10 protein-coding genes are annotated in these 15121 nt (G+C 64.6%); 1 reads left to right on the top strand and 9 read right to left on the bottom strand.

Translation table 11 applies throughout. The annotated features are described in order from the left end of the window. Positions 1 to 6 precede the first annotated feature (6 nt). Positions 7 to 1446: a DUF1501 domain-containing protein gene (locus KW842_RS09425; RefSeq protein ID WP_218303845.1), complete on the top strand. Its 1440-nt coding sequence runs from the start codon at positions 7 to 9 to the stop codon at positions 1444 to 1446. A 40-nt stretch (positions 1447 to 1486) separates the two neighbouring features. On the opposite strand, the gene KW842_RS09430 is transcribed toward KW842_RS09425, so the two are convergent. The 9 genes from KW842_RS09430 to KW842_RS09470 all read right to left on the bottom strand — a co-directional run bounded on the left by KW842_RS09430 (position 1487) and on the right by KW842_RS09470 (position 15116). Beyond that, complete coding sequence (locus tag KW842_RS09430) at positions 1487 to 1876, bottom strand: RidA family protein (RefSeq protein ID WP_218304262.1); 390 nt, start codon at positions 1874 to 1876, stop codon at positions 1487 to 1489. Continuing rightward, a complete protein-coding gene (locus tag KW842_RS09435) occupies positions 1876 to 3036 on the bottom strand; it encodes an acyl-CoA dehydrogenase family protein (RefSeq protein ID WP_218303846.1) in 1161 nt (386 codons plus the stop codon). Before KW842_RS09435 ends, KW842_RS09430 begins: the two co-directional genes overlap by 1 nt. Further along, positions 3036 to 3890 carry an enoyl-CoA hydratase family protein gene (locus KW842_RS09440; RefSeq protein ID WP_218303847.1) on the bottom strand — a complete coding sequence of 285 codons (855 nt, stop codon included), beginning with the start codon at positions 3888 to 3890 and terminating at the stop codon, positions 3036 to 3038. Before KW842_RS09440 ends, KW842_RS09435 begins: the two co-directional genes overlap by 1 nt. Next, the gene (locus tag KW842_RS09445; RefSeq protein ID WP_218303848.1) at positions 3887 to 4369 is read right to left on the bottom strand and encodes a MarR family winged helix-turn-helix transcriptional regulator; all 483 of its coding nucleotides are present in this window, start codon (positions 4367 to 4369) and stop codon (positions 3887 to 3889) included. Before KW842_RS09445 ends, KW842_RS09440 begins: the two co-directional genes overlap by 4 nt. Continuing rightward, positions 4359 to 6614 carry a bifunctional salicylyl-CoA 5-hydroxylase/oxidoreductase gene (locus KW842_RS09450; protein ID WP_218303849.1) on the bottom strand — a complete coding sequence of 752 codons (2256 nt, stop codon included), beginning with the start codon at positions 6612 to 6614 and terminating at the stop codon, positions 4359 to 4361. Before KW842_RS09450 ends, KW842_RS09445 begins: the two co-directional genes overlap by 11 nt. A gap of 1 nt (position 6615) precedes the next feature. Then, entirely contained in the window at positions 6616 to 8211 is a 1596-nt protein-coding gene (locus KW842_RS09455; protein WP_218303850.1) for an AMP-binding protein, read from the bottom strand. 92 nt (positions 8212 to 8303) lie between these two features. Then, positions 8304 to 9017 (bottom strand): response regulator, encoded by a 714-nt coding sequence (locus KW842_RS09460; protein ID WP_218303851.1) that lies wholly within the window; start codon positions 9015 to 9017, stop codon positions 8304 to 8306. A gap of 81 nt (positions 9018 to 9098) precedes the next feature. Further along, a complete protein-coding gene (locus tag KW842_RS09465) occupies positions 9099 to 13937 on the bottom strand; it encodes a two-component regulator propeller domain-containing protein (RefSeq protein ID WP_218303852.1) in 4839 nt (1612 codons plus the stop codon). A gap of 3 nt (positions 13938 to 13940) precedes the next feature. Continuing rightward, positions 13941 to 15116, bottom strand: coding sequence for a patatin-like phospholipase family protein (locus KW842_RS09470; RefSeq protein WP_218303853.1), 1176 nt, complete (start codon positions 15114 to 15116; stop codon positions 13941 to 13943). Between the last annotated feature and the right edge of the window lie 5 nt (positions 15117 to 15121).

Genomic DNA, 15121 nt, shown 5'->3' on the forward strand with positions numbered 1-15121 from the left:
TAGATCATGAGCAAGCATCAATTCTCCCGACGCAATTTCCTGCAATCCATGCTGGCAGCTGCCGGCACCGCCACCACGCCGTTTGCGCTCAACCTGGCAGCGCTAGGCACGGCAGCCGCACAAAACGCCAATGACTACAAGGCACTGATTTGCTTGTACATGGCTGGCGGCAACGATGGCTTCAACACCGTTCTGGCAACCGATAGCGCTTCGTGGAACGAATATAACCGCCTGCGCTCCACCGGCGACGCCGTCTCGATCGCACTGCCTGGTGTGGGCGCCAGCGGCGGCGTTTTGCCCATTACCTTGAAAACCCCACAAGGCGGCCGTACCTTTGCGCTGCACCCTAAGCTGGGTTCGGTAAAAGGCCTGTTTGACAGCGGCCGCGCCGCCATCATCGCCAACGTCGGCACGCTGATTCAGCCGACCACCAAAGCACAGTACCTGGCCAACAGCGTTGCGCTGCCACCGAAGCTGTTCTCGCACAACGACCAGCAAGCGGTATGGCAGTCGAACGCACCGGAAGGCGGCGGCCTGGGCTGGGGCGGCCGCATGGGCGACTTGCTTGCTTCCTCCAACAGCAGCGCTACCTTCACCTGCATCTCCGCCGGTGGCAACGCGGTGTTCTTGACCGGCAAACAAATCCGCCAATTCCAGATCAGCACCTCGGGCCTGCCCCCGATGACCAATCTGAACACCTCGCTGTTTGGCGCTCCTGCTGCGTCCAATCCTTTGCGCTCAGTCCTTACCGCCCAGGGTTCCAGCAAGTTCCAGAACGAAGCCGGCAAGATTAACAGCCGCGCCATCGACTCCCAGGCAGCGCTGTCGGCGGCGATGGCGCCATCCGGTGCCGGCGGCGTGCCAGCGCCTACGCCCTATATCAGCCAGCGTACCGGTGCGGCCACCACCAATCAGCTCGCGCTCCAGCTGCAAACCGTGGCGCGTATCATCGCCGGCCGTGGCGCACTGGGTGTCAAGCGCCAGGTGTTCTATGTCAACCTGGGCGGTTTTGATACGCATGATGGTCAAAAGCTGCAACAGGCTGATCTGATGGCGCGTCTGGACCACGCGGTGGCCTATTTCGATAGCGTCATGGCGACCCTGATGGGCACCGATATGCGCAAGCAGGTCACGCTGTTCACCGCCTCTGATTTCGGCCGTACCTTCGTGACCAATGGCGACGGTACTGACCACGGCTGGGGCTCGCACCACTTTGTCTTCGGTGGCGCAGTGAATGGCCAGAATATGTACGGCGCCTACCCTGTGACCGGCATCAACCACGACCTGGATATCGGTTCCGGTGCGCTGCTGCCAACCACGTCGGTGGACCAATATGGCGCGACACTGGCCAGCTGGTTCGGCGTTCCCGATAATCAGCTGGGTACCGTCTTCCCGAATATCGGCAATTTCAGCACCCGTAATCTGGGCTTCATGGCCGCAGCCTAAAGCGGCGGCAAGCGACGGCGACCGGCAGGTCGCCGTTTTTTTATGGGACGACTGCCGTCACCTCAATTTCTACTCTTGCGCGATCCTCGACCAGCGCCGCCACCTGCACCGCCGTCATGGCCGGATAATGGGCGCCGATGATCTCGCGGTAAGCGGCGCCGACTTCCTTGTAGGCCGCCACGTATTCATCTTTATCCAGCACATACCAGGTCATGCGCACGATGTGCTCGGGACGCGCGCCGGCTTCGGCCAGCACCTCGACGATATTGCGCAGCGCCTGCCGCACCTGGCTGGCAAAGTCGTCGGTGTGGAATACGCCCTGTCCGTCCCAGCCTATCATGCCGCTGACGAACACCATCCGGCCGCTGGCGGCCACGCCGTTGGCATAGCCGCGCGGACGCGCCCAGCCTGGCGGTTGCAATATCTCCATCATGTCTCCTTCAGCAGCTCGCGCGCGATGATCAGTTGCTGGACCTCGGTCGCACCTTCATAGATACGCAGCGCGCGGATCTCGCGGTACAGGCTTTCCACGACCTGTCCACTGACCACGCCCAGGCCGCCGAACATCTGCAAGGCCGCGTCGATCACCTGCTGCGCGGTTTCAGTGGCGTGCAGCTTGGCCATCGCCGCTTCCTTGGTTACTTTGCCGCCCTGATCGCGCTGCCACGCTGCGCGGTAGGTCAGCAATGCGGACGTGTCAATGCCGGTCGCCATCTGGGCCAGCCTGGCCTGCGTCAGCTGGAAGTCGGCCAGCACCTGGCCAAACATCTGCCGCTGCGTGGCGCGCGCCAGCGCCTCATCCAGCGCGCGGCGCGCGAAGCCCAGCGCGGCTGCCGCCACCGACGTACGGAACACATCCAGCGTCGCCATCGCCACCTTGAAGCCCTGCCCCGCTTCGCCCAGCCGCTGGCTTGCCGGCACCCGGCAGTCGCTGAACTCCAGGCGCGCCAGCGGATGCGGGGCGATCACATTGATGCGCTCAGCGATCCGCAAGCCCGGCGTGCCGGCGTCGACGATGAAGGCACTGATGCCGCGCGCGCCGGGCTGCTCGCCGGTGCGTGCGAACACCACGTAGAAGTCTGCGATGCCGCCGTTGGAGATCCATGTCTTCTCGCCATTCAGCAGGTAGTCGTCGCCGTCGCGCAGTGCCGCACACTGCATGGCGGCGACATCCGAGCCAGCTTGCGGCTCGGACAGCGCAAACGCCGCAATCGCATCGCCACGCGCCACGCGCGGCAGGTAGGCGGCGCGGTTGGCCTCGCTGCCGAACAGGCTGATCGCGCCGGAGCCCAGGCCCTGCATCGCAAACGCGAAATCGGCCAGGCCGTTATGCCGCGCCAGTGTTTCGCGTATCAGGCAGATGGCGCGGGTATCGATGCTGTCGCCCGCGCCGCCGTACTGCGTGCCGGCGATCGCATGCCGCAGCCAGCCCGCGTCGCCCAGCTGGCGTACTAGCTGCCGGCACGCTGCATCCACATCGTCAGCGTGCGCGCCGCTGACATGCTGCGCGGCCCACGCGTCCAGCGCCTGCTCCAGCGCCGCGTGGCGCGCTTCAAAGAATGGCCACGCCAGATAATTCTTGTCGCTCATCAGTCGCCTTCAAATTGCGGTTTTTGCTTGGCTACGAAAGCATGATAGGCACGGTGAAAATCATTGGTCGCCATGCAGATCGCCTGAGCCTGCGCCTCGGCTTCGATAGCTTCGTCCACGCCCATATTCCATTCCTGCTGCAGCATTTTCTTGGTCATGCCATGCGCGAAGCCTGGGCCGTCGGCCAGCCCTTGCGCAAAGGCGCGCGCAGCGTCCAGCAGCGCTTCCGCTGTTTGTACGCTATTGAAGAAGCCCCAGCGCTCTGCCTCGTCACCGGACATCGAGCGCCCGGTGTACAGCAGCTCCGCCGCGCGACCCTGGCCGATCACGCGTGGCAGCAGCGAACAGGCGCCCATGTCGGCGCCGGCCAAGCCCACGCGCGTGAACAGGAAGGCGGTCTTGCTGCGGGCCGTGCCCAGCCGGATATCCGAGGCCAGTGCCAGCATCGCGCCAGCACCGGCACACACGCCGTCCACTGCCGCGATGATCGGCTGCGGGCAGTGGCGCATGGCTTTTACCAGGTCGCCGGTCATGCGCGTGAACGCCAGCATGCCGGGCATATCCAGCCTGGTCAGCGGTCCGATGATGTCATGCACGTCGCCGCCAGAACAGAAATTATCGCCCGCGCCGGCCAGCACCACCGCCTTGATGTCGTCCGCGTAAGCCAGCGCGCGGAACAGATCGCGCAGCTCGGCATACGATTCAAACGTCAGCGGATTTTTACGCTCGGGGCGATTCAAGGTCAGCGTGGCGACGCCGTCGCTGGCCTCAAACAGGAAGTGGCTGGCCTGATAGCCGGCCAGCGATGTACGGTTGCCGGGCAATTGCTGCGGCTCGCCTGGAAGGTATCTCATGGTTCCGTCCTCAACTTGTGCTTCATGTCCGACAGCAGGGCAATCAGCTGTGCCTTGTCGTCGCCGGATACATCCTGCAGCAGCTCGGCGATCCAGCCTTCATGTACTGCCGCCATGGTGGCAAAGGCCTTGCGGCCGGCGGCGGTCAGCTTGACGCTGTAGGCGCGGCCGTCTTTCGGATCGGGCACGCGCACCACCAGCTTTTCCTGCTCCAGCTGATCGGTGATGCCGGTGATATTGCCGCCGGTGACCATCATGCGCTTGGACAGCTCCCCCATGCGCAGCCCTTGCGGATGGCGCTCCAGCTGCGCCATCAGATCGAAGCGCGGCAGCGTGATGCCAAAGGTGGCGCGCAGCCGGCTGCGGATCTCGTTCTCGATCTTGACCGTGCACGACAACATCCGCAGCCACAGCTTCAGCGACTGGTGATGGTCTTGCGTTAATCGGCTGGCCAGGTCCAGCTGTTCTTCATCTTCCATGATTTCTTTCCAGTTGTTGTTTGCCCGCCAGGTACTGCCTGGGCCAGGCGATAGCCTTGTAACCAATACGCGCCGCTTCGGTCAGTGTCCAGGCTGGATTGGCCAGGTGTGGACGTCCCACCGCGCACAAATCGGCGCGGCCGGCGGCAATAATGCTGTTGGCGTGGTCCGCCTCGTAGATCGAACCGACCGCGATGGCGCCGATCCCGGCCTCGTTGCGGACACGGTCCGCGAACGGCGTCTGGAACATGCGGCCATAGACCGGCTTTTCCTGTTTGCTGACCTGCCCCGACGAGCAGTCGATCATGTCCGCGCCGGCCGCCTTGAACAGACGCGCGATCCGCACCGCGTCATCCGGCGTAATACCGCCTTCCACCCAGTCGTGCGCGGAGATGCGCACGCTCATCGGCTTGTGCGACGGCCACGCCGCGCGCATCGCCGCGAACACGCGCAGCGGATAGCGGCAGCGGTTTTCCAGGCTGCCGCCATACTCGTCGCCGCGCTGATTGGTCAGCGGCGAAATAAAGGACGACAGCAGATAGCCGTGTGCGCAATGCAGCTCCAGCCAGTCGAAGCCGGCGTCGTTGGCGGCCAGCGTGGCGTGCACGAAGTCGGCTTGCACGCGCGCCATTTCCGCCGCTGTCATCGGGTGCGCGGATTGCGACACGCCGGCCAGGTACTGCTGTGCGGACGCCGATATCAGCGGCCAGTTGCCGCTGTCCAGCGGCTGGTCGATGCCGTCCCACATCGCCCGTGTCGAGCCTTTGGCGCCGGCGTGGCCCAGCTGGACGCCTATGGCAGCGTCACTATGCTGGTGCACAAAATCGACTATGCGCTTCCAGGCCACCGTGTGCTCCGGCGCGTACAGGCCGGGACAGAATGGCGTGATGCGCGCGTCGGCTGACACGCAGGTCATTTCGGCCAGTACCAGCGCCGCGCCACCCAGCGCGCGCGCGCCCAGATGGGCCAGGTGATAGTCGCCTACCGTGCCATCCACGGCACTGTACTGCGCCATCGGTGATACCACGATGCGGTTCTTCAGCGTCAGGCCGCGCACGGTATAGGGTGTAAACATCGGCGGCGTGCTGGCGCCACCGGCGAACCAGCGTTCGTAATCAGCCACGTAGCCGGGATCACGCAGGCGCAGGTTTTCGTGCGACAGGCGCTGGCTGCGCGTCAGCATGGAATATGCGAACTGCGGCGCTTCCATGGCGGTATAGCGCTCGACGTTCTCGAACCACTCCATCGAATTGCGCGCGGCGTTTTGCAGCTTCAATACCTCAACCGAGCGCGCGGCCTGATACCCATCCAGCGCGGCGGCCAGGTCTGGCTCGCGCGCGAAGCAGCGCGCCAGTTCGATCGCGTCTTCCAGGGCCAGCTTGGTGCCGGAGCCGATCGAGTAATGCGCCGTGTGGGCGGCGTCGCCCATCAGCACCACCGGCACCGCACCGTTCCAATGCACCCAGCGTTCGCAGACGATGCGCGGGAACTTGATCCACATGGCCGCGCCGCGCAGGTGCGACGCGTTGGACATCAGCTTGTGGCCATCCAGCTGGTCGGCAAACAGCTGCTCGCAGAAGGCGATCGATTCTTCCTGGCTCATCGCCTCCAGGCCCGCCGCGCGCCATACATGCTCCGGCGTCTCGACGATGAAGGTGGACGTGCCGGCGTCGTACTGGTAGATGTGGGCCTGGAACCAGCCGTGCTCCGTCTGTTTGAATGCAAAGGTGAAGGCGTCAAACTTCTTGTGCGTGCCCAGCCACACGAAGCGGCAATGGCGCTGTTCGATCTGCGGCTGGTAGCTGTCCGCATAGCGCGTGCGCAGGCGGCTGTTCAGGCCATCGGCAGCGATCACCAGGTCGGCGTCGTCGTGCTGTTCCTCAGTCGCCTCGGTTTCAAACACCAGTTGCACGCCCAGTTCCTCGCAACGGTGCTGCAGGATGTTGAGCAAATGCTTGCGTCCTATACCGCAGAAACCATGGCCGCCGGATGTCACCTTCTGGCCCCTGAAGAAGACATCGATGTCATCCCAGTGGTTGAAGGACGCCTCGATGGCTTGCGCGGTCGGCGCGTCCGCCTCCATCAGATTGCCCAGCGTCTGATCGGAAAACACCACGCCCCAGCCAAACGTATCGTAGGGGCGATTGCGCTCCACCACCATGATCTGATGGGACGGGTTCTGCTTCTTCATCAGCAGCGCGAAGTACAGGCCCGCCGGGCCGCCGCCTATGCAAATTATCTTCATATCATTCCGTGCGCAGTTTGAAGCGTTGCAGCTTGCCGGTTTCAGTACGCGGCAAGGCGTTCAGGAATTTGATCGAGCGCGGATACTTGTATGGCGCGATCTGCTCCTTGACGAATTCCTGCAACTGCGCCACCAGTTCCTCCGACGCATGGTGACCGCCGCGCAGCACCACATGCGCCTCCACGATCTGTCCGCGCTCCTCGTCCGCCTTGCCGATCACGCCGCACTCCGCCACTGCCGGATGGCGCAGCAGCACGTCTTCGACCTCCGGCCCGGCGATGTTGTAGCCGGCCGAGATAATCATATCGTCGGTGCGCGAACGGTAGTAGAAGTAGCCATCCGCGTCCATCTCGTAGGCGTCGCCGGTCAGGTTCCAGCCATCCAGCACATACTCGCGCTGGCGTTCGTCGGCCAGGTAGCGGCAGCCGGTCGGGCCTTTGACGGCCAGCCGCCCGATCACGCCCGGCCCCACTGGCCTGCCCTGGAAATCCAGAATACAGGCCTGATAGCCGGGCACCGGCTTGCCGGTGGCACCGGGCCGTACCTGGTCGCCGGCGGCGGAAATGAAAATGTGCAGCAGCTCGGTCGCGCCTATGCCGTCGATCATCTGCAAGCCGCTGGCCTGGCGCCAGCTTTCGCGCGTGGCCACCGGCAGCACCTCGCCGGCCGACACCGTCTTCTGCAAGCTGGAGAGGTCGAATTGCGCGGCCAGCGCCGCCATCTGGCGATAGAAGGTCGGCGCGGTAAAGCACACGCTGGCGCGATGCGTCTCGATGGCTTTCAGCAGCGTCTCAGGCGTCAGCTTTTCCAGCAGCACGGCGGTCGCGCCCACGCGCAAGGGGAATAGCAGCAAGCCGCCCAGGCCAAAGGTAAAGGCCAGCGGCGGCGTGCCGATGAACACATCGCTGCGCTGCGACTCCAGCACCGAGCGCGGGAAGCAGTCGCAGATCGCCATCACATCACGATGGAAATGCATGGTGCCTTTGGGGATGCCGGTAGTGCCGGAAGTGAAACTGATCAGGCAAACATCGTCCGCCGCCGTATCGACCGCCTCAAACTCCGCCGGCTGCGCGTCCAGCGCCGCTTCCAGTTCGCTGAACCACAGCGTATTGGCGCGCGCGCCAGCCGGCTGTTCGGCCGCCTCCATTTCATCGCGCAGGTTGTCGGCGCACAGCACCGCGTTGACCTGCGCCTTGCCGGCAACGGCGCCCAGCTCGCGTGCGCGCAGCAGCGGCATGGTCGGCACGGCGATCAGTCCGGCCTTGATCACCGCCAGGATGCAGGCCGCCATCATCGGACTATTCGCGCCGCGCAGCAGCACGCGGTTGCCCGCTTCCAGCCGCATCGAATCGCGCAGCACATGGGCGATGCGATTGATCCGCTGCTGCAACTGGGCGTAACTCCACTCCTGCTGCGCGCCGCGCAGCGCCACGCGCTCCGGCGCACAGCCGTCCAGCAGCATGGCCACGCAGTTCAGGCGCGCCGGGTATTGCAGCTCCGGGAGTCCAAAGCAAAGCTCGGGCCATAGTTCACGCGGCGGCAAATGCGCGCGGGCGAAATGGTCGGTGTAGGCGCTGGTTGTGAGAGATTGGTTCATGATCGCCTTGAGGTTGAAAGTCGACGGGCATCCACGGCAGCGCAGATACTTTAAACTTAAACTATCTCAACATCAAGTGGTTCTTGGTTTGGTCAGCCGGCTTCCTGGCGCACCAGCCCGGCCTGATGGGTCACGGCGCGCAGCACGTCGGTCAGCACCGACTGCACCACATCATTGGAGAGCTGGCCTGGCGCAAAGCTTTTCAGCGCGGCCGCCGCGCCGTGCAGGCCCAGCGTGACGCAGCCGGCATGCAGGCGCTCGATGCGCGCCTGCGCATCCTGCTGCTCTCCTTTGGCCAGCAGCGACGCCAGTTCTGTGGCGGCGGCGCTCAGCTGATTCTGAAAACCGCTCAGGTAGACCAGCAGGCGCTCGCCGTTGATGCCGAGGCGGCGCTGCGTGTCAGCCGGGTCCTCGGCCTGATGGTCGTAGCCATGCGCCGCCTGGTCGAGAAACCCCGACAGGTGGACGCGCACCTGCTCCGCCTGGAACGGCTTGACGATATAGCCAGTGGCGCCGGACTCGGTGGCCTCGTGCAAGGTGTCCTTGTCGTTGGCCGAGGTAACCAGCACGAACGGCATGCCGCTGAGTTCCGCGTGCGCCTTCACCCGCTGCAGCAGCTCCATGCCCGACAGGCGCGGCATGCGCAGGTCGCAGAAGCAGATCGCCGGCCGCAGCCCGTCCTCCAGCTGCTGCCATGCGTCCGCGCCATCTTCCGCTTCGACGATCTCAAAACTGCCGCAGCTGTCGATCAGGTGCATCAGCACCATGCGTGAGACGACATCATCGTCCACTACCAGAACTTTCATGTAGCTCCCTGTGTCGTGTTGTGATGATATTACATCAATAATCGAAGCTTGCAACGTCCTGGACACGATAAAGATGGTGGCTTACTGCCTGCTAGCGGCGCTGGCCTGGTCTAGCAGGCGGCGCAGCTGCGCCATGGCCGATGTGATCTGCGCCCAGTTGCCATGGTCAGCCTCCAGTTCCAGGTCGCCGCACAGCACCTGCAACTCCTGCTCGCCCAAATAGCCGGCGCTGCCCTTCATGCCGTGTAGCAGCCGGCTGGCCACTTCGCTGTCACGTTCGGCCAGCGCCTGCTCCAGCTCCGCCAGCCGCAGCGGCGCGTCCTGGTTGAAGGCGGTGCGCAGGCGCGCTTTCAGATCGCTAGTGCCGCTGTGCTGGGCCAGACGCGAGGTTTCCAGCGCCGCCGGCGGCACGCCGAACATGGAATCCAGCTCCGGCGTGCCAGCCGCCGGGTTGCGGCGCGGCTGCATGCGCGGCAGCTGGAAGCCACGCTGCAACTGCCGCTCAATCGCACGGCTCAACTGGAAGTGCAGCTTGTCCTCATCGATAGGCTTGGTCAGGAAGTCATCCATGCCGGAGGCCAGGTAACGGCTGCGGTCCTCTTCGCTGGCGTTGGCAGTCAGTGCGATGATCATCAGTTCCTGGTCGCGCACCGGCGCTTCATCCGGTCCGCCGGAACGAATCAGCCGCGTGGCGCTGGCGCCGTCCATTTCCGGCATGCGGCCGTCCATCAGGATCAGGTCATAGCGCGTCAGCGAACAGGCTTTGACCGCCAGCGCGCCGTTGGCGGCGATGTCCACCTTGTGGCCCAGGTCTTCCAGCATCATGCGGATGATGATCTGGTTGGTCGGGAAGTCTTCCGCACACAGCACCTTCAGTTGATGGCTGTGCGGCTCGCGCGGCACATGCGGCACCACCGGCGGCGGCACGCCGTTCGGCAGCGGCAGCTCAAACACAAAGGTGCTTCCCTTGCCCGGCGTGCTGACGGCACTGATCTCGCCCCCCATCAGGTCGACCAGCTGGCGGCAGATCGCCAGCCCCAGGCCTGTGCCGCCGTAGCGGCGGGTGGTCGATGCGTCGGCCTGCTCGAACTGCTGGAACAGGCGCGGGATCGCATCGGCCTCGATGCCGATGCCAGTGTCGGACACGCTGAAACGGATGCGGTTGTCGGCATCCTCGTCAGGCACCCGCTGCACCAGCATCTTCACCATGCCCTGTTGAGTAAACTTGAAGGCGTTGCCAACCAGGTTGACCAGCACCTGGCGCAAGCGGGTTGGATCGCCGACCACAAACTGCGGCAGCCCATCGCCAAACTCCAGGCTGAAACCGACGCTGTGCGCGGCCGCCTGTTCCTCGAACAGGCTGACCACATTCTCCACCGCCGACGACAGCGAAAAGTCGATGTTCTCGATCGACAGCTTGCCCGCCTCGATCTTGGAGAAATCCAGCAGGTCGTTAATGATGGACAGCAGCGACTGCGCATTGGCTTGCGCCCGCAGAATTTGCTCGCGCGTGCCGGCGCCGACCTGCAGGTCGCGCAACGCGAAGCCGAGCATGCCGATCACGCCGGCCAGCGGCGTGCGCATTTCGTGGCTCATATTGGCCAGGAACTCGGATTTCTGGCGTGTCGCGTCTTCCGCCTTCTTCTTGGCGTAGCGCAGCTGGTCGCGCGTCTGGCGCAAGGTTTGCAGTGTCTCTTCCAGTTCCTGGTAGGCGCGCGCGTTTTCCAGGCCGGTGGCGGCATGCGAGGCCAGCGTTTGCAGCATGTCCATGTGGATGCGCTGATAGCTGTTGCGCTCGCGGCTATGCACGCTGAGCAGGCCGATCACCTTGTCTCCGGTGATCAGCGGCGCGTACATCATCGAACGTGCGGGCGTCGGCGGCAAGCCATCCACCCGCAGGCACGGCGCCAGCGACTCTAGCCCGGAGTCGTCCATGTACTCACGGTACTCGCGCTCAAAATCATTGATCAGGATAGGCTTGCGATGCGTCAGGCACCACACGGCCAGTTGATTCGGCTGGTCCAGCCGGCGCTGGTAGGGCAGCGAGCGCACCCCGCCTTCAATGGCAAACGGGAATTCAATCACACCCGCCTCTTCGCGCACGAAACCGATGCCGAAGATTTGCGCGTTCATCAGGTGGTTGACGTGGCTGTACAGCGTCTGCATGGTGGCTTCGATGTCCAGCGAGGCGCTCATCTCGCGTCCCAGCTCGCTCAGCACTGAGATATTGCGGTGCGCCTGTTCCACTTCTTCCTTTTGCCGCTCGGTATCGAGGCGGCGCTGTTCAGCCTCGGCGCGCTGTGCCTCCGCTTCCAAACGGCGTCGCTCCAGCTCATGCTTCTGCTGTTGCAGCTGCTGGTTCTTGTATTCGACTTCGGCGGTGCGCGAACCGACCAGCTGCTCCAGCCGCAGTTGCTGATGGCGCAGGCTGCGCACCCGTGCATGATAGGCAGCGTACGCGCCGCCCAGCGCCAGCAGCGCCAGCAGCGTGCGGAACCACCAGGTCTTCCAGAACGGCGGCAGGATGGTGATTTCCAGGGTGGCGGCGTTGTCGTTCCAGATGCCGTCCTTGTTGGAGGCCTTCACGCGGAATACGTATTTGCCGGAATCCAGATTGGTGTAGGTCGCAAAGCGCTTGGTGGAGTCGGTCACCACCCAGTCTTCGTCAAAGCCCTGCAACTGGTAGGCGAATCGGTTGCGCTGCGGCGCCGCGTAGTGCAGCGCCGCAAACTCCAGCGAGAACACCGAATCCGCTTCCAGCAGCGTCAGCGCGGACGTATGTTCGATCGCGGTTTTCAGCACATCTGGATGGTCGCCCTGCCCCGGCTTGAGCGATTTGTTAAAAATCTGGAAGTCGGTGATCGCCACTGTCGGCGCCACGCTGTTCTCGCGCACCTCGGCCGGCGAGAACGCGGTGATGCCGTTAAAACCGCCGAAGTACAGCGTGCCATCCGGCGTGCGCAGCGCCGCACCGTCGAAATAAGCGCCTTCGATGGTGCCGTCGGCGCCGCTGTAGTTGCGTACCAGTCCCGTATCGACATTCAACCGCGACAGGCCGCTATTGGTGCTCAGCCACAGATTGCCGGCATCGTCTGGCAGGATGGACGCAATCGCATCATCGGCGATGCCGTCCTTGCGCAGATAGCGGCGGAAACGCACGCTGCCGTCTGCCGCCACCTCCATCTTGTTCAAGCCAGCCGCCGTGCCGACCCAGACGGCGCCGCGCGCATCCTCGTACAGATAATGCACCTCGTCGTGACTGAGGCTGTAAGGGTCGGCCGGATCGCGGCGGAAGTGGCGGAACTGGCCGCTCTTGCGGTCCAGCAGATCAAGGCCGTTGAAGGTGCCGATCCACAGCTGCCCTTTGCGGTCCTCCAGTATCGGCCGCACCACGTTATCGGACAGGCTGCTGCTGTCGGCCGGATTGTGGCGGAAGGTGCGTGTTTCCAGCGTTTGCGGATCGACCCGGTGCAGCCCGCCGCGCGATGCGATCCACAGGATGCCGCTGCGGTCCTGCACGATATTGCGGATGGTGTCGCTGGCCGGATCGCCGCGCACAAAGGACAGCGAGCGGATCGCCCCGCTGGCCAGATTCAGGTGATTGATGCCGGCCGGTCCGCCTATCCACAGATTACCGCTCTTCTCGCGCCACAGCGAGGTGACCTGGTCGTCATTGATGCTGTTGGGCTGATGCGGATCGTGCCGCCACACCTTGCTGGCGCCCGTGACCGGATCGTACAGGTTCAAGCCGCCGCTGCTGCCCAGCCACAGCTTGCCGTGGCCGTCGGCGACAATCGCGCGCACCTTGTTGTCCGACAGCGCGTTGGGCTGGTCGGCCTGGCGCACGATGCGCGCAAAGCCGCCGCTGCCCATGTCGACCCGGCTCACGCCATCGTTCCAGGTGCCGACCCAGAAGGTGCCCACGCGGTCGCGGAACAGCGCCGATATCTGGTTGTCCGCCACGCTATGCGCATCGCTGACCTGGTGCCGGTACTGCACCAGCCGGCCCTGCGCCGGCAGCCAGCGGAACAGGCCATCGGCCAGCGAGCCGGCCCACAGATTGGCCTCCGCGTCCTCGTACAGCGAGGTGATGCTGACGCCGGGCTGCAATCCCTCGCGCGCGCCGATGCGGCGGCGCTGCGGCTCTCCATCGCTCAGGCGCCATTGTTCCAGCCCGCCCTGCGTGCCCACCCACAGCGCCTGCGTACTGTCCACCTGCAGCGCCACCACCGAGTTGAATTTGCTGTCGCCGCTGGCGTCTACGCTGTAGTGCTGGAAGCGCGTGCCGCCCGGCGGCAGCATGTCCAGACCGGCGGCGGTGCCCACCCACAAGCGGCCGGCGGCGTCGCGCGCCAGTGCGTTCACATGGTCGTTGCCCAGACTGCCCGCATCGGCCGGATCGTGGTGCCAGCTGGTGAAGCGTTTGCTGGCCGGATTGAAGTGATGCAGGCCATCGGCGGTGGCCACCCACAGTCCGCCCAGGCCATCGTCAGTAATCGCGCGCACATGGCGGTTGCCGTTGCCGCGCTGCGCCGACTCTCCCGGCAGGAAATGGATGAAGGTCTTGCTGGCCGAATCGTAGCGATCCAGGCCGCCGTCGGTGCCTATCCACAGCTGGCCGGCCGGGTCAAGGTGCAGCACGCGAACCCAGTTGTCCACCAGGCTGCGCGGATCGGAGACGGCGCTTTTGTAGGTGATGGTGCGGTAGCCGTCGAAGCGGGTCAGGCCAGCCTGCGTGCCGAGCCAGATGAAGCCCTGCTTGTCCTGCGCGATGGCCAGCACGGTTTCCTGCGCCAATCCATGCTCCACGCTAAGCTGCTCGAAGCGCAGCGTGCGCGGCGGCGCGCCGGCGCTGGCAGTGGCAAGCCACAGCAACAGAACCGGCAGCAGCAGTCGGCGGAGATAGTTAGACCAGCGCATGCATCAGGATTCAAAGAAGGCCAGCACATCGCTTTTTCGGGCGAAGGTGTCGCGCTGGCCGAGACGGATCAGCTCACAGGTGTAGCTGGATTCAAACAGCAGGTAGGAGGCCAGCGCGGCGCCGCGCGCTTCGGTCGCGCCTATGCCGGACAGCATGGTGCGGATCGGCGCCGGCAGGCTGGCGATGTGACGTGTCGCGATATCGTCCAGGCGTTCGGACGGCGCGATCACCAGCAGCTGCACCGGCTTGAGCGGAGTTTGCTCCAGCAGCTCCGACGGCAGCATGGACAAAGTCTTGTTGATGCGTTCCAGCCGCTCGATATCGACCGCCAGGCCGTCAAGGAAAATCGACGACAGCGCATGGCCGGCGATCTGCGCCAGGCTCGGATAGCGGGCCGTGTTCTTCTCGGCGGCACTGCGCGCAGGTTCGGTCAGGCGTCCGGCGCCGACCACCAGCACCTTGCTGGCGCCGAGGTGGATCGCCGGCGAGATCGGCGCCAGCTGGCGCATCGAGCCATCGCCGCAATATTCACGGTGCCCTCCCATGTACAGCGGTGTGGCTGGAAAGATGAAAGGAATCGCCGACGACGCCAGCAGATGCTCGACGCCGATCTGGTCCTGCAAAGCCACCCGCTGCATGCGCACCCATGGCGCGATGTCGGCGGCGGTCTGGTAAAAGGTCAGGTGATTGCCGCCAGTGTAGGACGAGGCGGTGACGGCCAGCGCGTGCAGCAAGCCTTCGGACAGCACGCTGTCCAGGCGCGGCAGGTCCAGCATGCGGTGCAGCAGGCCGACCAGCGGCGTGTTATCCAGCAGCGATGCGGGCGGTGTGGCGCGCCACTTGCGCAGCAGCCAGCCGAACGACAGCAGCGACAGCCAGCGCGCGCCGGAGCGGATCACGCCCAGCGAATCGGCGCGGTAGACCTGTTCCACCTCGATGTTCTGCCACACGTCGAGCAGTTTCTGCACCCCCTCGCCGAAGTTGTCGGCGCGGCAGGCCAGCGCGGTGGCGTTGATTGCGCCGGCGGAGGTGCCGCAGATGATGTCGAAGGGATTGCGGGCCGGCGGCCAGCCCTCCTCCCACAAGATCTCCGATATCGCCTGCAGCACGCCAACCTGGTAGGCGGCACGCGCGCCGCCGCCGGTCAGGATCAAGCCTGTTTTCTTTTGTAGTCCCATCTTGC

It is taken from the genome of Duganella sp. sic0402 (assembly GCF_019219065.1).
GTDB lineage: Bacteria > Pseudomonadota > Gammaproteobacteria > Burkholderiales > Burkholderiaceae_D > Rugamonas.